Raw genomic sequence first — 20,349 nt, 5'->3', positions numbered from 1 at the left:
CGGCTACGGAATGGGTTGGTGCATGGTCGAGCAGTGAATTCCCCCGCCGCCACCCATGAGGCGGTCGACGTCCAACTGGACGACCTCGCGTCCGGGGAACGCCTCGGCCAGGGTCCGGCGGGCCGCGGCGTCGGTCCTCGCGTCACCGAACTGCGCGGTGATCACTGCGCCGTTGACGAGATGGAAGTTGAGGTACGAGTCCACGAACGTCGAGCTGCGCGAGCGTACGGTGTCCGGCCCGTCCACGCGGATCACCTGGAGGCGCCGCCCCTTCGCGTCGGTCGCGGCGGACAGGACGGCGAACTGCTCACGGGCGTCCCTGGCCCAGACGTCGCGCCGGTCGCCCGGCGGCACCTGCACCATGACGACACCGGGGCCGACGAAGCGGGAGGTGACGTCGATGTGGTTGTCGGTGATGTCCCGACCCCGCACACCGGGAACCCAGATCATCTTCTCGGCACCGTATGCCGCCAGCACAGCCTCTTCGATATCGTCCCGGCTCATCCCGCGGTTGCGGTTCTTGTTCACCAGGCTGCTTTCGGTGGCCAGTACCGTGCCGTCGCCATCGGTCTCGACGGCGCCGCCTTCCCCGACGAAATCCGCCTCGGTGAACGCGATTTTGTTCAATTCGGCGACGGACCAGGCCACTTCGGTGTCGTCGTCATGCGCTTGTTTGCGTCCCCAGCCGTTGAAGTTGAGGCCGACGGCGTCGAGGTTCCCGTGACCGTCGCGCCGGAAGACGGCACAGGTGTCACGCATCCAGAGGTCGTCGGTGGGAATCGAGTCGATGACGGTGACACCGGGGCCGCAAGCGGCCTGCGCGGCCTCGGCGGTGGTGTCGTCCGGCGCGCACATGATCACCGGCTCGAATGCCGCGACGGTGCGGGCGATCAGGGCGATGTCCTGTTGGACCCCGGCGAGGTGGCGGCCCCAGATGGACCTTCGTGACGGCCACGACATCCAGGTCCTGGTGTGCGGAACGTCGTCGGCCGGCACGCGCCAGCCGAAACCTCCCGCGCTGTCGGGCAGGCCCTCTTCCGACGGACGTGGACCGAGGAGGGCATCGCGCAGCCACTTCCCTACGGGGAGGTCGTTCATGGGCTCCACATCGCATTCATGAGGCCGGGCGGCCGTTGACCGTCGGGGCTGGTCGGACCAGAGGAGGGAAGCGGTCCGGCCGCTGCCGTCCGAAGACGTGCGTGCCGACGACGTGTACGGGGGATCGGGCGCGACCCTCACGACGCCTACGCTCCGCAACGCGGTCGCGACGGGGCGTAGCACTGGGCCTGGGTGCCTGGGTGCCTGGGTGCATCGGGCGGGGCCCGGCCCGGCATCACCGCACCCCACCCCCCAACTCTGACACTGACTGAATTTTCAGTCAACCTCTGTCGGACACGTCTCCCCATAGCTCCGACCTGAGGTCAGCGCTGCGGGTTCCAGACGAGCTCGCGCTCCAGCGCGGTAGCCACATGCGTGCCGGCTTCGGCGTTGGCGATCAGGCCGACAAACCAGCGCTCGCTCAGCCTTCCACCAGGCAGGCCAGCCGGACCGCGGCGGCCCGCGAGCCGACGGATACGGGGATATCCCGAGCCGACGGATACGGCGATATCCCCGTCGCCCCGCCCGCCCTCGATGCATGCCTACGCGACTTCCCACCCGGCCGTTGACCTACCCAAGGGCGCGGGCAGCCAGGCCCGCGCGATCCCGGGAGCGGCAGTGGCTCTTCAACGGGGGCTGGCGCACAGGGCGTTGGGAATGCCCATTCCTACTGGCACCCCAACCGCTCCAACTCCGCGTCGACGGCGTCCAGTACGAGCTCACGGGCGTGCTCCAGAGGCAGGATGCCGCTGAGCCAGCGCATGCTGAGCCCTTCCACCAGACCTGTCAGCCGCTCTGCTGCGACGGTCAGGCCGGAGGCTGTGGCCATGGGACGTATCCCGCCCAGCAGCGCGGCGATCTCCTGGACCCAGATCAGCGTGGCCTTGGCCAGGTCCTCTCGCAGATGGGGCTCGAAGATGGCGCTGGCGCGCAACTCCCCCCACGCCGTGCTGTTCTCCCGGACGGCCTCGTCGTCCTGGAGTTCCAGCAGCAGGGTCTGCTCCAACTCCTGCCTGGCGGTGAGGGGGGCGGCGTCCGGGTCACGATCGGTGGTGTAACTCCCGGCGCGGTCGTTGATGAACTCCAAGGTCCGGCGGAGGATGCCGGCCCGGTCCTTGAAGTGGTAGTAGATCAGCGCGGTGGACACGCCGGCCTCGGCGGCCAGCTCCTCGACCCGCAGCCCGCGGACCCCGCGCCGGGCGATGACCCGCGCGGCCGCTTCCATGATTGTTGTTTTACGGTCACCCACGGTCGCTCACCTTAGCCGCCCTTCTTACTCTCTCCTCAGCATCATATTGACTGAATCTTCAGTTAGCATCCAAAGAACTGGCACAAACCAGCCGGGAGAGGCGGACAGGACCGGGAACAAAAGCGGCTCCGCGCCCTCAAAACGGTCCGGCCCCGCCACCCTCGCCCGCTCCTCACATCCACCGAAGACGACCGCACTGCGCACTTCCACTCCCCCGGCCTTGACCTTGGTCACGCGTAAGGCGTCAAGCCGTGATCTCAGGCGCGCACCATCGGTCGTCAGCGACGAGGCGTCATGTCGCGGGCGTGGAAGTCTCCTTCGGCTCCGGTGTGCCCGCGCGCTGACCGGCCGCCGGTTCCGCGGGGGCGGCTGCCTGGGGAGTACGCGTGGTGGTCAGGGCCAACAGGATGGCCAATGCGACGATGCCTGCCGCGGGCACGGTGAGCTTGTCCGGCGACAGCCAGGTCAGGGTGAGCCCGCCCAGTGCCCCGCCGAGCGCGATGCCGATGTACACCGAGGCCGAGTTGAGGCCGAGGAGAACGGGCGAGGCCGCCGGCGAGAAGGACACCAGGCGGTGCTGCTGCGGAATGATGGGCACGCCGACGCAGAAGCCCCAGGCCAGGGCCCACACCACGGTGGTTTCCAGGCTCACCGTCGCCCAGGTACCCAGTAGCAGCAACACCAAGGAGACCGCGAGCACGGTGATCAGCACCTTGTGGGGCGCGAAACGGTCGGTGAGTCGCCCGGCGACAAAGGTGCCGGCCAGGACGCCCAGGCCCCAGCCGAAGAGCAGAAGGGTGAGCTTGACGACGGAGCCGCCGGTGACTCCGTGCAGGAACGGGCCGATGTAGGTATAGAGGAAGTAGGCGCTGCACTGTGCCAGCATCGTGGTGCCCAAAATCCCCAGAATCCAGGGGCGCTTGAGGGGGGGCGAGCCGTTGCGCCAGCGTGGCGGCCGGCAGGGAGACCCTGGGAAGCCCGAAGCCGATGCCCAGAGCGGCGAGGAGGCCGAGGGCCGCGACGGCCCACAGGGTCAGGTGCCAGTCGGCACCGCCGATCAGGGTGCCCAGTGGCAGGCCCAGGGCGGTGGCCGTGCTCAGTCCGCCCATGACGAACGCCAGGGCGGCACCGCGGCGTTCGGCGGGTGCGACGGCCGCGGCGGTGCTGGAGGCGGCCGAGGTGATGATGCCCGCACCAGCGGCGGTGACGACGCGGGAGAGCAGCACCACCTCGTAGCTGGTGCTCAGTGCCGTGGCCGCGTTGCCCACGACGAAGATGCTCAGGGCCAGCACCAGGGCGGTCCGCCGGTTCAGCCCGCTGGTGGCCGCACCCAGCACCGGGGCACACACCGCGAAGGTCAGGGCGAAGGCGGTCACCAGTTGCCCGGCGGCCGCGGTGCTCACCCCCAAGTCCTTGGAGATGTCCGGCAGCAAGCCTGCGATGACGAATCCGTCGGTGCCGACGGCGAACGTCGCCAGCGCCAACGGAACCAGCCGTTTGAACACAACTCACCACTTTCGTAGGGCTGTTGAAACGGCCATCAAGGTAGCAAATAGTTTGATGCTCATCCAACAATTACCCGGAGTCGCCACCGCCCCCCTCCCCGCCGTCTCCACCACCTCGTAAACTGGCTGCTTATGAAGGCGCAGGCAGCAGACGCAGGCAAACCAGCGCGCGAGCTCCCGGGCCCGCGCACGGACGAGATCACGATCGTCGGGGTGCTGCAGGCGCTGGCCGACCCGCAGCGGCTGGAGATCGTGCTGCGAATCGCCGCGCTTGAGGGAGAGAACTGCACCGTGATCGGCGACGGCCTCAACCTCCACAAATCCACCCTCTCCCACCACTACCGCGTCCTGCGCGAAGCCGGCGTCACGCAGACCTGGGCACAGGGACGCTCCCGCTTCACCACACTGCGCCGCGACGACCTCGACGCCCGCTTCCCCGGACTGCTGGGCTCCGTACTGGCAGCACTGCCACACGACGGGACCCAGACCACCCCACCCGCCCGCCCGTAAACCCCCAACGGCGCGCCGGCCATCGGCCACGGCACCTCTGCAAAACCTCACCGCTCGCGGCACAAGGCGCTCCCGTAGCGGCTTCAGCCGGCGGATGAAGAGGTACAACTCCGGTAGTCATCACAACAGTTGCTCGCCGCGGCGCCGAATACGGCTGACTGGAAGCGCACTTCCACACCCTGATGAACCAACTCGCTGCGGGAGGCGCCGCAGCCGGCGCGGACCGTTGTTCTACTGTCGGTCGTCCGAGGCACCTGCCCGGCAGGCGTGCGATAGCTTGCCCGCTGTGACTGATCTAGGAGACATCGCCTGGCCGCCCCCTCCGATACGGACCGAGCGGCTCGTGCTCCGCGAATCCAAGGCCCGGGACCGTGCGACGTTCATCGAGCTGTTCACCTCGCCGGAGGTGAACACCTACCTGGGCGGCCCTCGACCGCGTGACGAGTGCGAGCGCAAGCTGCCACAGACGCCGGAGCGACGCCCCGGCCTCTTCGTGATCGAGCGCGACGGAGCGATGATCGGCACCATCGAGCTCAACCGGCGTGACGCGGAACATCGCAGTCACGTCCGTCCGGATGTCGGGGAGGCCGAGCTCGGCTACCTGCTCCTGCCGGAGGCATGGGGACGTGGGTACGCCACCGAGGCGTGCGCGGCGGCGCTCGACTGGTTCACCGAGGAGCTCCCCGGCGAGCCGGTGGTCCTCTACACCCAGACCGCCAACGACCGCTCGATGCGCCTCGCTGCGAAGCTGGGGTTCACGGAGGTAGAGCGGTTCGAGGCATGGGGCGCCGAACAGTGGATGGGCGTGCGGCCCCCGATCACACCGCCCGCATGACCTCGTGCCCGGCAGGACAGCACGATGGGTGGCGCCCACCGCCGCACAAGTCCGCCCAAGATCACGGGTGTTGCAAGCGCTTCATGACCAGCGACACATAGTCGTTCATGTCGGCTTGCAGGCACGCGTTCTGACTGTGCTTGCCGGTGCAGCCCGCAGCCCACGCGCTGCCGTTCCCGTAGTCAACCAAGTGGTACGGGATGCCCGCCGCACGCAGGTTGCCAGCGGCCCTCAGGGTCGTCCGCTCGACCTCCTTCTCGGCCAGGGCCAGGACCGGATCGACCGTCAGGTTCCCGCCGTTGCCGGTGTACATCGCCACGCCCATGCCACGCAGCGCTCCGACGTGCTGGGCGGGGCTCGCCTTCTTCCAGCCGGCGTCCAAGGGCCACACCGGCGGCCCGAAGATCGCGCCAGGCTTCTCAAGAGGCGTACCGAACGACGGGAGCAGACCGCTGCCGACCACGGCAGCCCGCATCACCGGATCATCGAGGTCGAGGTCGCCGGAGAAGCTGCCCGCGTAGCTGAACAGGTCCGGCCGGTCCTCGGCATAGCGGAGGGCGCCGAAGCCACCCATCGAGTGACCGACGATCGCCCGGCCCGCCCTGGACGGGATGGTCCTCAGGTTGGCGTCGATGAAGGGGATCACCTGGTCGAGATGGAAGCTCTCCCAGTTCTGCCGGCCCCGTGAGCCGGGGTTCACCCAGTTGGTATACCAGCCGCGACCGCCGCCGTTCGGCATGATAGTGATCAACGGGCGTCCTGGGTGGCCCGTTCGGGCAGGTTCAGGTACCGGAGGTCGTTCGGGCGCTCCGGAGCGCCGTGCAGCATGTACAGCACCGGGTAACGGGCGGCCGCAGCCGCGTTGTACCCGGTCGGCACGGTGACCATGAGGACGTGCTGGGCCGAGACCTGGCCCTGCATGGCGTCGTAGACCGGGACTTCGGTGGACTTGACCGTGAGGACGAACGTCCGCTTGCCCACCCACTTCGGCTGACTGACCACGGTGAGCCCGAACCCGTCCGCGAAGTGGGGCGGGACGGTTGCCGCACGTGCGACGGGCGCGACACGTGCGATCGGTACCGCACCCGCGGCGGGCGCGGCACGTGCGACGGGGACGGACGGGCCGAGCACCGCGGCGAACAGGGCGACCGTGGCGAGGAGTTGAACGGCCCGGCTACGTAACACCGCCCTGGGCTGGCTGTTCATACCGATCCCCCTGTGACGTTTTCGGCAAGGTGCAGTGGCACCAGCACTACTGCGCCGTGCTGCCTGGGCGCCAGCGAAAGGTCCGGGTGGACTCCCGCGCCCGCACGGCGACTCATCAACTCGACGGTAGTGCAGCCGACTTCGGGGGCGAGGAATGTTCACAATTCCTTGCGCGCGTCCCCGCAACAGCACGCCACCCCCGGACCGGAGAGCCGCTGCCCACGGTGAAATCACGGTGCAGCCCTTGGGAAGGGAGGGGGATGGCCACTGGGCTGGGCCCCGCCGAGCGGACCACGCTCGACCGGGACGTGACCGTACGGCGCAGCCAGGGCTTCGCGCCGCGGTTCGATGCGCGCGGCTACCACCGCGAGACCCGGGGGCGCACCGCCCCGCCTGCGTTCAGAGGGCGTGCAGTTCCGGCTCGGTCGTACCGCGACCGCACGTAGTACAAAGGAGAAATGAGTAGACAGGTGGTCGTCGTGCTGTACGTGCTCGCCTTGGTTGCCGTCGTGGTTGGCGTGGACGTCCTGTTCTTCAGACACCACTTCTGGGGGCGGCTCATGGCGAACATCGGGATCGTCCTCGTGTTCATGGCGTTCTATTTGAGGTTCTTGAGGCGTTGAGGTGTGCAGCCGCCACGATGCGCCTCACCCCGCGGCGGGCGGTCGAAGTCCAGGACCGGCGGCACACACCGCACCCCGAGCCTTGATCACTGCCGTGCTGGGACGCGTCGCTTCCCTTCCTGGTCACCGGGCGGACCGGAGCCCCGTCACCCGTATGGCGGTACTGTGCGCGCACGCGGCGGCCAACCGTGCGGGGGTTGGAAGTGAAGAACTCCCATCACACACGGGAGCTGTCATGGCCAAGAACCAGAAGAAGCCCGAGAAGGGCCGCAAGCAGCCGGAGAAGGCCGCGGACGCCACCAGGCAGAACCCGGACACGGCCGCCAAGCAGAGCGACACGGCGTCGAAAGACGCCAAGCAGGATGAGCCGCAGAGCTTCAAGCAGCAGTTTGAATCGTACTGAGGCTCAGCTCCCGCCGGACTCCGTTGCGCTCCTTAGCCGCTGACCAACCCGGCGCAGCGGCTGCATAGTCCGTCCCGTGTCGACCCCTCCCCATACGAGGGGCCGACACGTGCTCCACTCCCGCAGCGGCGCGGAACGCAGCCGTCACCCATTCGGGTCAGTCTTCGCCCGGCACGCATGGCGACCACTACGCGCTGCGCATGCTGCAACCAGGGCCGTTCCCTCGCGCGCCCCACCACTGACGCCGGAGAGGAAACGCCATGGGAATCTTCGACAGGCTCAAGGGCCAGGCCCAGGACCAGGCCAAGGACGTTTCCGACTCCGTTGAGGAAGAGATCAACGAGAAGACTGGTGGCAAGTTCGCCGACCAGGTCGACTCGGCACAGGAGGCGGTGGAGGACAAACTCGGGGTCACCGGCGAAACCCATGAGGAGCCGCAGAGCTGAGCGTCCCGGCAGTGTGCTCAACGGCCTCACGCACGGGACGTCGAGCACGGCTCGATACAAGCCCAACAGGGCCACTGCGTAAGGGTGTTGAGGAGTGAGATCACCACGCCACGGAGCGTGTTCGCAGGATCACACCCTTCGGAATATCTGGAAGCCGAGCGGGCAAGCCCTGGAACAGCGGGGGTTCGGGCCGCAGCAGGAAGAGGGAGCACTACGCCAATGGGTACCGACGTTCGGCACGCCGTGGTGATCGGGGCGGGCCTGGCGGGGCTCGCAGCCGCACGGGTCCTGGCCGACAGTTTCGAGGCCGTCACCATCATCGAACGCGACACGCTTCCGAGTGTGTCCGGGCCGAGGTCCGGGGTGCCGCAGGGGCACCACGTCCACGCCCTTCTCGCCCTGGGCGCCAAGGTGTTCGAGGGGTACTTCCCAGGACTGCGCGCCGAGTTGGAACACGCCGGTGCGCCGGTGTGGGACTGGGGCGAGGGCCTCTGCGCCGTGCTACCCCACGGCACCCCGCCACCTACGCCGATGGGCATGCCGATCCAGACCTTCTCCCGCCCCCTCCTGGAGCACGTTGTCCGCGGACGGGTGACGGCGTTGGAACCCGTCACCTTGCGCGACGGGCCGACCGTCACCGGCCTGCGCACGACCGGCCCCGGCAAGGTCACCGGAGTACGTGTCAAGCACGGCGACAGCGAGGACGAGATCGCCGCGGATCTCGTCGTGGACGCCTCGGGACGCTCCTCCCACCTACCGCAATGGCTGGCCGCGCTCGGTCTGCCCAACCCCCGCACGACCACCGTGGACGCCCAGATCGGGTACGCCTCACGCATCTACACCTACCCGGAAGGCCAGGCCCCACCCCCGTGGATGGGTCTGCTGCAGCCCCTGCGGGCCCCCGACTTCCACAAGGGCTGCTACGCGATCCAGATCGAGAACAACGTGCTCCACGTCACCCTGCACGGAGCTGGCGGTAGCCAACTGCCGCACACCGAGGACGAGTTCCTCGCCTACGCCAAGGCCCTGCCCGGCCCCATCGCCGACACCATCACCTCCCTCACCCCCACCTCCGGAGTGCGTCGCTACGCACGTACGCGCAACCGCAAGATCGCCTACCACCGCCTTCCCCGCTGGCCCGAAGGGCTGATCGCCGTGGGGGACGCGGTGTGCACCTTCAACCCCGCCTACGGGCAGGGCATGACCGTCGCCGGCCTCGAAGCCCGCCTCCTGGAGCAGACGCTCCGCGGCCAGCGCGCCCGTACCCCCCTCGACGGACACGCCTTCCAGAAGCGACTGGCACGCCTGACCGTCTCGCCCTGGCTGATGGCGACCATCCCCGACCGTGCCTGGGAGAAGTCGCGGCTTGCCTGGCCGGTCAAGGCCGGCAACTGGTTCATGAATCGCCTGATCGACACCGTCCCCCACGACCCGAAGCTGTTCACGGCCTTCTCCAGCCTCTTCCATATGACCGCCGGGCCCCTGACGCTGGCCGACCCACGGCTGTTGTCCCGCGTCCTCGTCGGCCCTCCCGCAGGCGGCGGCACGCACACGACGGCGGCCTGAAACTCACCAACCGCACGCGCGGGACGTCGCGCATTGCTTGATGGGTGCCGACAGGGTCAGCCAACCGTCAGGCCGGACACGACACGCCGGAACCGGACGCGTCGGTTCGACCACAAGGCGTCAACTCAACGGTACGGAACACGGTTCCGGTGTCCGGGAAGCGCCGGTCCTGACGTGGCACCTACGGGAGTGCCGCTACGATCACGACATGGTCACGGCCCGACCCGCCACGCGTGCGCCGTACCCCCGCTCCCGCCGAGTGGGGCTGCGGCGTCTGCTGTGGCTGGCGGCACTTCTGGTCGGACTGTTGTATTCGCATGGCATCAGCGCCGAGTCCGCCGAAGGCCACGTCTCCCCGCTGTTGGCCGTCTCAACGGCCCAGGCGCCGGTGAGCCCGGTCAGCCACGAGGCGTCGGTGCAGTACGGCTTGGACGACGCCACCGCGGGCGGGGGTTCGTGCCGCGGTGACGGCCACGACGGGCACGAGGCGGGTCACGCGGCGCACGACTGCCTGGCCGGGAATCCGGAGCACGGCGTGGATCTCCCGCTGCCGTCCGCCTGCTCCGCGGGCGCGGCACCGACGGTCCACGCGTCCTTGATCCCGACCGGTGCCGCAGCAGCGACGTCTGGCGTCGCTCCCAACTCTTCGCCGCCCATGGGCGGTTCCACGGTCCTGCGGATCTAGACCGCGGGCGACTTCCCTGCGCTGGCCGTTCCCCTGGCCGTCGGCCTCTCCCCCGGCCGACCGGAAACCGGGTCAACGCGCCTGCCTCCCGGCACCGCTGGCTGAATCCCCCACGCATCCACCGTGTTTGGTGCGTCCGCTCACCGGTGCCTGTTCGTCGCCCTCCTTGAACCTGCCTGCGGCCCGGCCGGCCTCAAACACGCCCCGGTGACCGCTCGGAGGAACCATGCGGTATCCGCACGAACGGCGGTCGGCCCCGGCCCGCCGACCACGGACCCCCACATCTACTGGCTGCCGACGACCGGCCAGGACAGGGGCGGCCGACATGCGCCTGCCCCAGCGGCGCCTGCCCACTGTCCTGTTCCTCCTCGCCCTCCTCGGCGCCTTCCTCTGTCCGCTCCTCTCACCGTCGGCCCAGTCGCCGAGCCCTACGCCCGCCGCGCACCGGCAACCCCACGCAGTCAGTGCCACCCACGTCGCGTACGTCGCACCCGATTTCCCGTCGAGTCACCACTGCGACGCCCCCAAGGCGGCAACTACCCGAGCGGGCAAGCCCCGACGCCCGTCCCCTGAGCCGCCACCGCCACCCCTGCTCCCTGCCTCTGCCTCAGCACGCACCAACCCGTCGGCAGCGGAGGAACACATACCTCGCCGCAGGCCACGCGCGCAGCCATCAGGCAGACATCTGCTCACCGCCGTCTGCCGCTGGCTGATCTAGAGCCTGCCGGATGGGCCATGCCCCAACGGACATGCCCATCAGGCAGGCCCCAGCCAGCCGCTGCTGCTGCCGTTGCCGTTGCCGTTGCCGCGATCGATCCGCAAGACGCGACCGGCCGTGGCCTGCCACCTCACCGCGCTGCCCACACGCGAACCTCAACAACCGCCCACGCAGCGCGAGTCAAGCACGCCCTTCCCGCGACTCTCACCCAGCGAAGGTGATCACCCCATGCAGTCCACGACTCCCCCCATCCCGAGCCCCACACCGCCCCCTCGTCCCCAAGGCATGTCCGCCCTCGTGGGGAACACCCCCGTCCTCCGCGTCTCCGAACCGCTGGCCCCTGCCGGCCACGGCTTCTGGGCCAAGTTGGAGGGCTTCAACCCAGGCGGCATCAAGGACCGGCCGGGACTCCACATGGTCGAGCGCGCCCGCGCGCGTGGTGACCTCAAGCCCGGCGGGCGGATCATCGAGTCCACCAGCGGCACCCTCGGCCTCGGCCTGGCCCTGGCCGGCATGGTCCACGGCCACCCCGTCACCCTCGTCACCGACCCGGGCCTGGAGCGTTCCATGGCCCAACTACTGTCCGCCTACGGCGCCCAGGTCACCATCGTCTCCGAGCCACACCCGACCGGCGGCTGGCAACAGGCACGCCGCGACCGGGTGACCAGGCTCCTCGAACGGCACCCCGGCTCCTGGTGCCCGGACCAGTACAACAACCCCGACAACACCAGCGCCTACACCCCACTCGCCCTCGAACTCGCCCACCAGCTCGGCCATATCGACATCCTGGTGTGCAGCGTCGGCACCGGAGGCCACTCCGCCGGCGTCTCCCGCGTCCTGCGCCAACTCTTCCCCGGACTCCAACTCGTCGGCGTGGACACCACCGGCTCGACCATCTTCGGGCAGCCCGCCCGACCCCGGCTGATGCGCGGGCTCGGATCGAGCATCTATCCGCGCAACGTCGCCTACGACCACTTCGCCGAGGTGCACTGGGTCGCCCCCGCCGAAGCGGTGTGGACCTGCCGGCAGTTGGCCGCCTCGCACTACGCCACGGGTGGTTGGAGTGTCGGCGCGGTCGCCCTCGTCGCCGGCTGGTTGGCCCGCACCCTGCCCGTCGAGACCCGCATCGCGGCGATCTTCCCCGACGGCCCGCAGCGCTACCTCGGCACGGTCTACGACGACGACTACTGCGCGGCGCACGGCCTCCTCGACGCACCACCCGCACCGGAACCGGACGTCGTCGGGCGACTGGACGAGAAGGAGATCACCCGCTGGACGCGCTGCACCACCGTCGTCGATCCCCTCACCCTGCCCGACGCCGACGCGGGAGCCAGGACGGAGGACGACCGGTGAAGAGCACCCTGGCGCAAGCACGCTCCTACTCCACCAGCGTCCAGCTCCTGATGGTCAATCAGTTCACCATCAACCTCGGCTTCTACATGCTCATGCCCTACCTGGCCACGCACCTGTCCGGCACTCTCGGACTGGCCGGCTGGCTCGTCGGACTGGTGCTGGGCGTGCGCAACTTCAGCCAGCAAGGCATGTTCCTGGTCGGCGGCGCCCTCGCCGACCGCTTCGGCTACAAGCCACTCATCGTCACCGGCTGCGTCCTGCGCACCGTCGGCTTCGCCACCCTCGGGCTGGTCGACTCGCTCCCCGCCCTGCTGGCCGCCTCCGCCGCGACCGGCCTGGCCGGCGCCCTGTTCAACCCCGCCGTACGCGCCTACCTCGCCACCGACGCCGGCGAGCGTCGAGTAGAGGCGTTCGCCCTCTTCAACGTCTTCTACCAGGCGGGCATCCTGCTCGGCCCGCTGGCCGGCATGGTCCTCACCGGCGTCGACTTCCGCGTCACCTGCCTGGTGGCCGCCGGGATCTTCGCCCTGCTGAGCATCGTCCAGATCCGCGCCCTACCGGCCCGCAGGCACACACCCACCCCGCAGCAGACGGAAGAACAGGCCACGGACGCCCCACAGCCAGGCAACCAACAAACAGGCAACCCGCAGAACCCGCGGGCCCATTGGCGCAGCATCCTCGCCAACCGCCCCTTTCTCCTCTTCTCCACCACCATGGTCGGCTCCTACGTCCTCTCCTTCCAGATCTACCTGGCCCTCCCCCTGGAGGTACGACGCCTGGGCGGTGACGGGACCTTCGGCACCGCCGCCGTGGCCGCCCTCTTCGCCGTCTCCGGCCTGAGCACCATCGCCTTCCAGACCAAGGTCACCGCCTGGTGCAAGACCCGCATGGCACCCGGCGCGGCACTCGCCTGGGGGCTGATCGCCCTGGGCACGGCCTTCCTGCCGCTGCTCCTGGCCACCGCCGTACCCGTACCGCGCGGCGGACCGGGGCTGTGGCTACTCGCAGCGGTACCGCCGTCGCTCTCCGCCCTGTTGCTCGCGCTCGGCACGATGATCGCGTTCCCCTTCGAGATGGACACCATCGTCCGCCTCTCCGGCAACCGCCTCGTCGCCACCCACTACGGCCTCTACAACACCATCTGCGGCATCGGCATCACCCTCGGCAACCTCCTCACCGGCGCCGCGCTCGACGCCGCCCGCAACGCCGGCGTCCCCGCCCTCCCTTGGGCCGCCCTCCTCGCCTTGGGCCTGGCCTGCGCCGCCGCCCTGTACGCACTCCACCGCACCGGCCGTCTCACCTCCCCACCACCCCGAACGCACACCAAGCCGCACGCCACGGAGCCAACGACCGCCTGATGGCGGTCAGTTAGGAAGGGGAGTGGCATCGGCAGCCTCGCCGGTGCCACTCCCGGGACGACAGCTACAGCGACAACAGCCCCCTCGTCAAAGTGGCACGAGGGGCACCAGGGGACGTATCAGTCCGACGTCGTTCCAAGGGGCGGGACGTCCCCCACCGACGCGCGCGTGTACAGCTTCCCCTCGGACCAGATGTAGCGGGTGCCGCCCCAGTCGGCGGCGGAGGCCACATCCGGGAAGAACCCCCTGCCGTTGTGGTTGGCGCTGGTGTTGCACAGCACCGGAATCCCGCTGAGCTGCTGATAGGCGGTCAAAATGCGGGCCGTGGCGGTGTCCTGGGCCGGGTCGATGGTCTGGGGTCGCGCGGTGCCGTCCAGGTGGACGATGGCGGGGACGCGCTCGGCCCAGCCGGGTCGCAGGCGGTGCTCGAAGAGCATGTACGGGTCGCGGGTGCCTGGGGCGAAGACCTCCCGGGCGTGCGAGGCGAGGCAGATCGGCGCCACCGGACGGTATGCGGCCCTGCCCTTGAGGAGGTTGAGCCGGCCCTTCATGGCCGGGTCGGTGGCCGGGGCCAGGATGCTGCGGTTGCCCAGGGCACGCGGACCGAGCTCGGCCCGGCCGGACAGAACGACGACCGGTTCCCCTTCGAGGTGCAACAGCTCCGCCAACTGCCCTTCTTCACAGGGCTGTTCCTGCCATCCGTCCGGGAGCTTTCCTGTCGTGACCCTCGGTCCGCTGTAGACGTCCCACTCCAACGCCATCTGACCGCTCGCCCGGATCATCTCGCAGGCGGCCGTGCCGATCGCCGCACCCGCATCATTCGGGAACGGCGCGATCCAGACGTCCTCGAAGAGGCCGCTGGCCCGCAGCATGCTGTTCCACTTGATGTTCAGCGCGCATCCACCCCCGATCGTCGGCGAAGCTGTTGCCGGTGAAGGGCATCAGTTCTGCCTCCAGCGTCGCTCTCCGCCCGGCCGCGTCGACGTGGTACAGGCGCGGGACCGTGACCCCGTCCCAGACAAGGGCGAGCGCGTCCTCGCCACGTGCCGCGAACGGGCTGGTGCAATAGGCGCCGAAGAGATGGTTGCTGACGTGGTGATAGCTCGCGTATCCGGGCGAGTGGGGAGTGAACTCGTGGTCGGCGAAGGTGTAGCGCCGTAGTGGGTCCCGGGTGCCTGGGAGATCCTGGTAGGGCGCGACGGTGAGCGTCGCCGGATGACCGTCGCGGCGGGCCTGGAGGACGGTGTGTTCGGCGTCGCCGTCCTCCAACCATCCGTCCACGACGAACCGGTCGATGTCGCGGATGTCCAGACCCTCCACCGCCAGGATCTCCCCCCACCCGGGCCAGATCGCCCAGGTAGCTGTAGCGGTGCCCGTTGCCCAGCTTCTCCACTTCGACGCTGAACAGGAGCCGGTTGCCGTCGATGACGGCCACACCTCCGTCGTGTGTGACCTTGATACCGCAGATCAACATCGCTGCACCATGCCCTTCCGCCGCTCAGCGCAACTCCTGCCACATACCCGACACCGGCGCCCGCTACCCAGGCGCAGACATCGCAGACGCAACCTTGAGCCGGAGGTCGCCATCCGCTGTACCCGTTCCCGGGAGGGCCCGATCGGCCCTCGTCGGCGACTCCGCAGCCATATGAAGGAGCTGACTGAGCAAGAGATCCGCGGGGCGTTCGTGAACTGCTCCAAGGGCGAGGCGAAGCGCCTCAACGTCCCACGCGGCCTGGCCGAATACCCCTGGGACGACCTGGACTTCCTCGGCTGGCGCGACCCGCAGGCCCCCGACCGCACCTACCTGGTCGCCGAGACGGAGGACGGACTGCGCGACCTCACGATGCGCCTGTCGCACGCGACGTCGTGGCAGACGAAGCGCACCATGTGCTCGATCTGCCTGACGACACACACCGGAGGCGTCTCCCTGATGGTCGCCCCGAAGACGGGGAAGGCCGGGAAACAGGGCGACTCGGTGGGCGCGTACATATGCAGCGACCTGGCCTGCTCCCTCTACGCACGCGGAAAGAAGGACACCGACGCCAGTGCCCGGCTACGCGAGACGCTCACAGTGGAGGAGAAGATCGAGCGGACCGTGGGAAACGTGACCGCGTTCCTCACCAAGGTCCAGGCATGAGGGCCCCTACCCTCCTACCGAAATGATCGACCCCCCACCGCAGGAACTCGGGACGCCGACAAGACGGCCGTCCGCCAGTGGTCGTCGTTTATGGCCGGTGTTCCAACGGGTGCCGCGTCATCTGCTGTGCTCGGTAGGGACTTTCGCCTCTGTCCAGCAGTGGCGAGGCAAGGCAGTGTGTATGTGGACGACCACCGCGGAGAGGCCAGATGTTGCTGGCGGGCCCCGGCGTTCGTCATCGGCCTCGCGCACATCCCCCGTAGCGACCGCGCGGGGCCGCGCCTCGTCCACCACGGTCGGCGAGGGCGGCACATCCGGTATGAGCTCTCTCGGCGCCGGCCGAACCCTGGTTTCCCGACGCCGACAAATGCTTCAGGGAGCCGGACCGTGGGGCTGCCTGGAGGTTCACGTCGCCGAAGTCGGACTGGCCCCGCCCGCCTGGCCACGTCTCTGAAAGACGCGAAGGCTGCGGTTGGGGTCATGGTTGCGGAGGAGTGCCACTGAAGTCCCAGCGCCGCCCTAGAAGTTGATGTTTAAGGTGAATAGGTAGAATGTGCGGTATGGCGAGTCGCATCCGATCTCAGACGCGTGAGCGCTGCCGGTGCGTCTTCGTTTCCCGATGGGCTTCGTCTGTCGTGGCAGCTCTGTGCGTGCTTGTGCTTTCCGCTGTGGTGTTGCCGTCGGGCGGGGACTTCACTCGCGCAGTTGACCGGACGACGCACTCCTCCCACATCTTGTCTGCGGAGATGACGCCTGCGCACACACCCTGGGACGATTCGTCGGGCAACGGCGCGGCCTGCGAGCACTGCGGGTCCGGGCCGCTGTCCGTCCTGTCGCACAGTCCTGTTCCTCCGCTGCCGGCGTCGAGTGCGCAGATGTCGTCCGGCCGGGACGCGGTCGGTCCGGCAGATCTGTGCGGGCCGTCACGGCCGGAGGTCAGTTCGGTCGACCTTCACCGATTGCGGGTCCAGCGGCTGTAGGCCGCAACGCAACTTCCTGGCCTTGGCGAACCACTGTCTCCCCTTTCCCGGAGCCGGCTGGTTCGCGACGACGCTCACCCTTCGCATCCGCCATGGCCCGCAGCAGGCAGGCATGGCGGGGACTAGGACGTTCCATGGGACTCGGACCAGACGGCACCCCCACGCCAGAACAGAACATCGAGAAGCGGCCATCGAGCGCCTCCCCGCGACGCCGATTCCTGGTCGGCGCAGTAGCCGCGGTCGGCGGCACAGTGGGCATCGCGGCCTGGGCATCGCGGAACAAGGTGGACGACACCCAAGTCACCGCGTCTACCCAGACGGCGATCATCAAGATCACGCCCGCGAACGGCACTACCGACGCAGGTGTCACAGACGCTTCAGTGACCTGCATCAAAGGCGAACTCACCGACGTCACCCTCGTCGCAGTCGACAATCCCACTCCTGTCAGGGGCTCCCTGTCGGCAGACAAGAAGACCTGGAAGCCGGACTCCCCGCTTGAACGCGGTACCGCCTACAAAGTGACAGCGAAGGCCAAAGACCTACAGGAGCGGGCCCTAACGCAGCGGGCCGCGTTCACCACTGTCTCCGCCGCCAACAGTTTCATCGGCACCTTCACCCCTGAAGACGCCTCGACGGTCGGTGTCGGCATGCCGGTGTCCCTCACCTTCGACAAACCCGTCAAGGACAAGAGGGCCGTGGAGTCCGCGCTGAAAGTGACGAGCAGCAGCGGCCAGCACGTCGTCGGCCACTGGTTCAGCGACACCCGGATCGACTTCCGCCCCAAGGAGTACTGGGAGGCAGGCTCCACCGTCACACTGCGCCTCCGTCTGGCCGGCATAGAAGCAGCCCCCGGCATCAAAGGCATCCAGGACAAGACCGTGTCCTTCACCATCGGCCGCTCCCAGATCAGCACCGTCGACGTCGGCAGACACACCATGACCGTGGTACGCGGCGGAAAGACCATCAAGGTCATCCCCATCTCGGCCGGGAGCACGAAGACCCCCACCTACAACGGCCAGATGGTGATATCCGAGAAGCACAAGGAAACCCGCATGGACGGATCCACCGTCGGCTTCGGAGGTGAATACGACATCCCCGACGTCCCCCACGCCATGCGGCTGTCCACTTCCGGCACCTTCATCCACGGCAACTACTGGAGCAAAGGCGTCTTCGGCACAAGCAACACCAGCCACGGCTGCATCGGCCTAGCCGACACGCAAGGCGCGAACAACCCCCAAACAACCGGCGCATGGTTCTACGCGAACTCCCTCATCGGGGACATCGTGATCGTCAAGGACTCCCCCGACGAGACCATCCGCCCCGATAACGGCCTCAATGCCTGGAACATGCACTGGAACGACTGGGTCAAAGGCAGCGCCCTGAGCTGACTTCGACCCGCCACGCCACGGCTGGCGGCGCGCGGACCACGGGACCTGTAGACACCGCGCCCCGCCAGCCCACACAACGCGAGGAAACAGGGGGCGGGAGGGGCGAATGCACTGTGTCAACAGCAATGGATTCCCCTCTCCTCAGCCCGACCAAGGCACGGTGCCGTCCCCGACCACCAGGATGCCGGGATCTCGACGGGCTCGTCGGCGTGCGCTGCGAGGGCCCGACGCCCGGTGGGTCTGAGAGCGTGCTTTCAGCGCTTCGGATAACCACCAGTCGACTGTCGGCCACATATACGAGCGGCATGACGGACATGGGGCAGGGCTAGGTGGCGGGTATGAGCTGCCGCTGTTGCTGTCCTTGCGAAGCGCGCTCGAGGTCGGGGGTGACTACGTACCGGGCCTGCCGCTTAATGGAGTTGACCCGGTTGGACGCGCGGTTATCGCCTGCTGCGGCAACCACTCCGCCGCAGTGTGCTTCAAGGGTAGCGATGCGATCACGCCGCGACCGGTTACTTCGTTACACCCCAAAGTACGGCGCATGTCGGCCGAATATGACGGTTGTTGGTTGCGTGCGGACACGCACGATCGGAAGATCATCTCGCGGGGTCTTTTATTCGTTTTGTTCCGGCAATGAGGGGCGCAAGGGAGAATGAAACCCAGCAGCCGCTCGGCGGCGAGATGGTGATGCGAGCTGACCGAACGCCAAGTTGCGCAAATAGCCGACAGGATCGACACGCAAAGTTCTTGCACTCTTCAGAACCTGCCCCTGCGCAGCACGACTTGCACGGGCATTGCCATTTGGCTTCGATCCAGTGTTTTCCTTCGGCCGATCATCGACAACGGCATCCAGCGACCTCGGCAGTCACGAGACCGTCAGTCAGGTCATGTTGTGAAGGAGTTAGGTGCAGCTTCTCATGCACATCCTCAAGCGCCGTAATGCAGCTCGCGACCCTTTACCCACCGTCATCGTTCTCCTGACGATGACTAGTGGCATGTTGGACGCCATCAGCTTCTTGGAGCTGGGGCAGGTATTCGTCGGCATGATGACAGGTAACGTCGTAGTTTTCGGACTCGCGCTCGGAGGCACTCTTCAGTTCACCGGGCCCGCACCGCTCCTGGCCATCCTCGGGTTCATGGTCGGGGTGGCGTCAACCGCTTGGACCATCCGTAGACAGCAAGCAGTTCATCAACGGCAGTGGTTCGTGAAAGTCCTTCGCCAGGAGATCATGCTGCTGTTGACCGCTGCGCTCATATCTTGGGCCGTTTCGCCGGACGTTCCCGCGGCCCGTAGCGCCATAATTGGCGTACTCGCATTAGCCATGGGCATGCGTTGCGTGGCCATACGCCGCCTGGCGGTGCCGGGGCTCGAAGCGACCTTCGCTCTCACCGGCGCTTTGATTGCCGCCCTGCATGACGTGTGCACAGGAACACCAACTCACACTCTTCGACGCCTCGGTGTTATCGGTGCCACCACAGCCGGCGCGGCACTGGGGGCTATCACTCTCACATGCCTGGGGACGAGTATCGCCCTGTTGACTGTAGCGTTGACCGTTGCCCTGATCACTGCGGCAACGGTCCTGCATCAGCGGAGGCAGGAGAAAACCCTCGCGCTCGCGCCTTGCCAGCCGGTCACATAGCCGCGTTATCGCGCTCCCTTCAAGCATGGCCCCCGCCGCGACCCTGGGGTCAACTCGACCAGACTGGTGGGCGCCTGAGCCTCGGCCGGAGAGCAGCGCCTGTCGACGATCGCATCGCCGAGGTCGCTATCCACTGCGCCCGCGCCCGGGAGGGCCCGACCGGCCCTCGTCGGCGAGCTCCGCAGTCAGCCCTGCGCGCACCACGCTGAACCCGCCTTCCGCCCGGCAGCCACCCGGCGACGACCATTAAGCATTTGCCTAAAGCCTTTAGGTCACTTACTATCAACTTTATGAAGGAGCTGACTGAGCAAGAGATCCGCGGGGCGTTCGTGAACTGCTCCAAGGGCGAGGCGAAGCGCCTCAACGTCCCACGCGGCCTGGCCGAATACCCCTGGGACGACCTGGACTTCCTCGGCTGGCGCGACCCGCAGGCCCCCGACCGCACCTACCTGGTGGCCGAGACGGAGGACGGGCTCCGCGGCGTCACGATGCGCCTGTCGCACGCGACGTCGTGGCAGGCGAAGCGCACCATGTGCTCGATCTGCCTGACGGCGCACACCGGAGGCGTCTCCCTGATGGTCGCCCCGAAGACGGGGAAGGCCGGGAAACAGGGCGACTCGGTGGGCGCGTACATATGCAGCGACCTGGC

Annotated in this window: 20 protein-coding genes and 2 pseudogenes; 13 read left to right on the top strand and 9 right to left on the bottom strand. The window is 68.1% G+C overall.

Annotation, left to right across the window (positions count from 1 at the left end; translation table 11 throughout):
- Positions 1–3: 3 nt before the first annotated feature.
- The 4 genes and pseudogenes from ACIQU6_RS20575 to ACIQU6_RS20560 form a co-directional block, all read right to left on the bottom strand.
- The gene (locus ACIQU6_RS20575) at positions 4–1,098 is read right to left on the bottom strand and encodes an agmatine/peptidylarginine deiminase (protein WP_403483083.1); all 1,095 of its coding nucleotides are present in this window, start codon (positions 1,096–1,098) and stop codon (positions 4–6) included.
- A 667-nt stretch (positions 1,099–1,765) separates the two neighbouring features.
- A complete protein-coding gene (locus tag ACIQU6_RS20570; protein WP_403483082.1) occupies positions 1,766–2,323 on the bottom strand; it encodes a TetR/AcrR family transcriptional regulator in 558 nt (185 codons plus the stop codon).
- A 316-nt stretch (positions 2,324–2,639) separates the two neighbouring features.
- Entirely contained in the window at positions 2,640–3,245 is a 606-nt protein-coding gene (locus ACIQU6_RS20565; protein WP_403483081.1) for an MFS transporter, read from the bottom strand.
- Positions 3,246–3,381: 136 nt separating this feature from the next.
- Positions 3,382–3,852: pseudogene (locus tag ACIQU6_RS20560) on the bottom strand (MFS transporter); the annotation flags it as partial.
- A gap of 132 nt (positions 3,853–3,984) precedes the next feature.
- Between ACIQU6_RS20560 and ACIQU6_RS20555 the strand changes: the two are divergent.
- Together ACIQU6_RS20555 and ACIQU6_RS20550 are read left to right on the top strand one after the other, a co-directional pair.
- Entirely contained in the window at positions 3,985–4,362 is a 378-nt protein-coding gene (locus ACIQU6_RS20555; protein WP_403483080.1) for an ArsR/SmtB family transcription factor, read from the top strand.
- A gap of 286 nt (positions 4,363–4,648) precedes the next feature.
- Entirely contained in the window at positions 4,649–5,197 is a 549-nt protein-coding gene (locus ACIQU6_RS20550; RefSeq protein WP_403483079.1) for a GNAT family N-acetyltransferase, read from the top strand.
- 61 nt (positions 5,198–5,258) lie between these two features.
- Here ACIQU6_RS20550 and ACIQU6_RS20545 read toward each other — a convergent pair whose 3' ends face one another.
- Positions 5,259–5,948, bottom strand: a complete 690-nt coding sequence (locus ACIQU6_RS20545) for an alpha/beta hydrolase (protein WP_403483078.1) — start codon at positions 5,946–5,948, stop codon at positions 5,259–5,261.
- Positions 5,945–6,403, bottom strand: coding sequence for a hypothetical protein (locus ACIQU6_RS20540; protein WP_403483077.1), 459 nt, complete (start codon positions 6,401–6,403; stop codon positions 5,945–5,947). The genes ACIQU6_RS20545 and ACIQU6_RS20540 overlap by 4 nt, the downstream gene beginning before the upstream one ends.
- A gap of 458 nt (positions 6,404–6,861) precedes the next feature.
- Here ACIQU6_RS20540 and ACIQU6_RS20535 point away from each other — a divergent pair, with 458 nt between their 5' ends.
- The 7 genes from ACIQU6_RS20535 to ACIQU6_RS20505 all read left to right on the top strand — a co-directional run bounded on the left by ACIQU6_RS20535 (position 6,862) and on the right by ACIQU6_RS20505 (position 13,555).
- Positions 6,862–7,026, top strand: coding sequence for a hypothetical protein (locus ACIQU6_RS20535; RefSeq protein ID WP_403483076.1), 165 nt, complete (start codon positions 6,862–6,864; stop codon positions 7,024–7,026).
- A gap of 235 nt (positions 7,027–7,261) precedes the next feature.
- Positions 7,262–7,429, top strand: a complete 168-nt coding sequence (locus ACIQU6_RS20530; protein WP_403483075.1) for a hypothetical protein — start codon at positions 7,262–7,264, stop codon at positions 7,427–7,429.
- A gap of 260 nt (positions 7,430–7,689) precedes the next feature.
- Positions 7,690–7,875 carry an antitoxin gene (locus ACIQU6_RS20525; RefSeq protein ID WP_403483074.1) on the top strand — a complete coding sequence of 62 codons (186 nt, stop codon included), beginning with the start codon at positions 7,690–7,692 and terminating at the stop codon, positions 7,873–7,875.
- Positions 7,876–8,094: 219 nt separating this feature from the next.
- Positions 8,095–9,441, top strand: coding sequence for an NAD(P)/FAD-dependent oxidoreductase (locus ACIQU6_RS20520; protein WP_403483073.1), 1,347 nt, complete (start codon positions 8,095–8,097; stop codon positions 9,439–9,441).
- 208 nt (positions 9,442–9,649) lie between these two features.
- Positions 9,650–10,126 (top strand): hypothetical protein, encoded by a 477-nt coding sequence (locus ACIQU6_RS20515; protein ID WP_403483072.1) that lies wholly within the window; start codon positions 9,650–9,652, stop codon positions 10,124–10,126.
- A gap of 1,003 nt (positions 10,127–11,129) precedes the next feature.
- On the top strand, positions 11,130–12,197 hold the full coding sequence (locus ACIQU6_RS20510; protein WP_403483071.1) for a PLP-dependent cysteine synthase family protein: 1,068 nt from the start codon (positions 11,130–11,132) through the stop codon (positions 12,195–12,197).
- Positions 12,194–13,555 carry an MFS transporter gene (locus ACIQU6_RS20505; RefSeq protein ID WP_403483070.1) on the top strand — a complete coding sequence of 454 codons (1,362 nt, stop codon included), beginning with the start codon at positions 12,194–12,196 and terminating at the stop codon, positions 13,553–13,555. The genes ACIQU6_RS20510 and ACIQU6_RS20505 overlap by 4 nt, the downstream gene beginning before the upstream one ends.
- Before the next feature lie 119 nt (positions 13,556–13,674).
- On the opposite strand, the gene ACIQU6_RS20500 is transcribed toward ACIQU6_RS20505, so the two are convergent.
- From ACIQU6_RS20500 to ACIQU6_RS20490, 3 genes and pseudogenes are all read right to left on the bottom strand, one after another.
- Complete coding sequence (locus tag ACIQU6_RS20500) at positions 13,675–14,427, bottom strand: carbamoyltransferase C-terminal domain-containing protein (protein ID WP_403483069.1); 753 nt, start codon at positions 14,425–14,427, stop codon at positions 13,675–13,677.
- A complete protein-coding gene (locus tag ACIQU6_RS20495) occupies positions 14,372–14,875 on the bottom strand; it encodes a carbamoyltransferase N-terminal domain-containing protein (RefSeq protein ID WP_403483068.1) in 504 nt (167 codons plus the stop codon). Before ACIQU6_RS20495 ends, ACIQU6_RS20500 begins: the two co-directional genes overlap by 56 nt.
- Before the next feature lie 43 nt (positions 14,876–14,918).
- Positions 14,919–15,029, bottom strand: a pseudogene (locus tag ACIQU6_RS20490) (carbamoyltransferase N-terminal domain-containing protein); the annotation flags it as partial.
- 171 nt (positions 15,030–15,200) lie between these two features.
- Here ACIQU6_RS20490 and ACIQU6_RS20485 point away from each other — a divergent pair.
- The 4 genes from ACIQU6_RS20485 to ACIQU6_RS20470 all read left to right on the top strand — a co-directional run.
- Positions 15,201–15,692 (top strand): FBP domain-containing protein, encoded by a 492-nt coding sequence (locus tag ACIQU6_RS20485; RefSeq protein ID WP_403483067.1) that lies wholly within the window; start codon positions 15,201–15,203, stop codon positions 15,690–15,692.
- Between the two features lie 1,114 nt (positions 15,693–16,806).
- Positions 16,807–18,060, top strand: a complete 1,254-nt coding sequence (locus ACIQU6_RS20480; protein WP_403483066.1) for an Ig-like domain-containing protein — start codon at positions 16,807–16,809, stop codon at positions 18,058–18,060.
- Positions 18,061–18,965: 905 nt separating this feature from the next.
- Positions 18,966–19,700 carry a YoaK family protein gene (locus ACIQU6_RS20475; protein ID WP_403483065.1) on the top strand — a complete coding sequence of 245 codons (735 nt, stop codon included), beginning with the start codon at positions 18,966–18,968 and terminating at the stop codon, positions 19,698–19,700.
- A 290-nt stretch (positions 19,701–19,990) separates the two neighbouring features.
- The coding region (locus tag ACIQU6_RS20470; protein ID WP_403483064.1) for an FBP domain-containing protein at positions 19,991–20,349 on the top strand (359 nt) is incomplete at its 3' end.

This window comes from Streptomyces sp. NPDC090442 (assembly GCF_044769405.1).
Lineage (GTDB): Bacteria > Actinomycetota > Actinomycetes > Streptomycetales > Streptomycetaceae > Streptomyces.
Note: the sequence above shows the minus strand (reverse complement) of the source record. Positions and strands in the feature narration are given on the sequence as shown.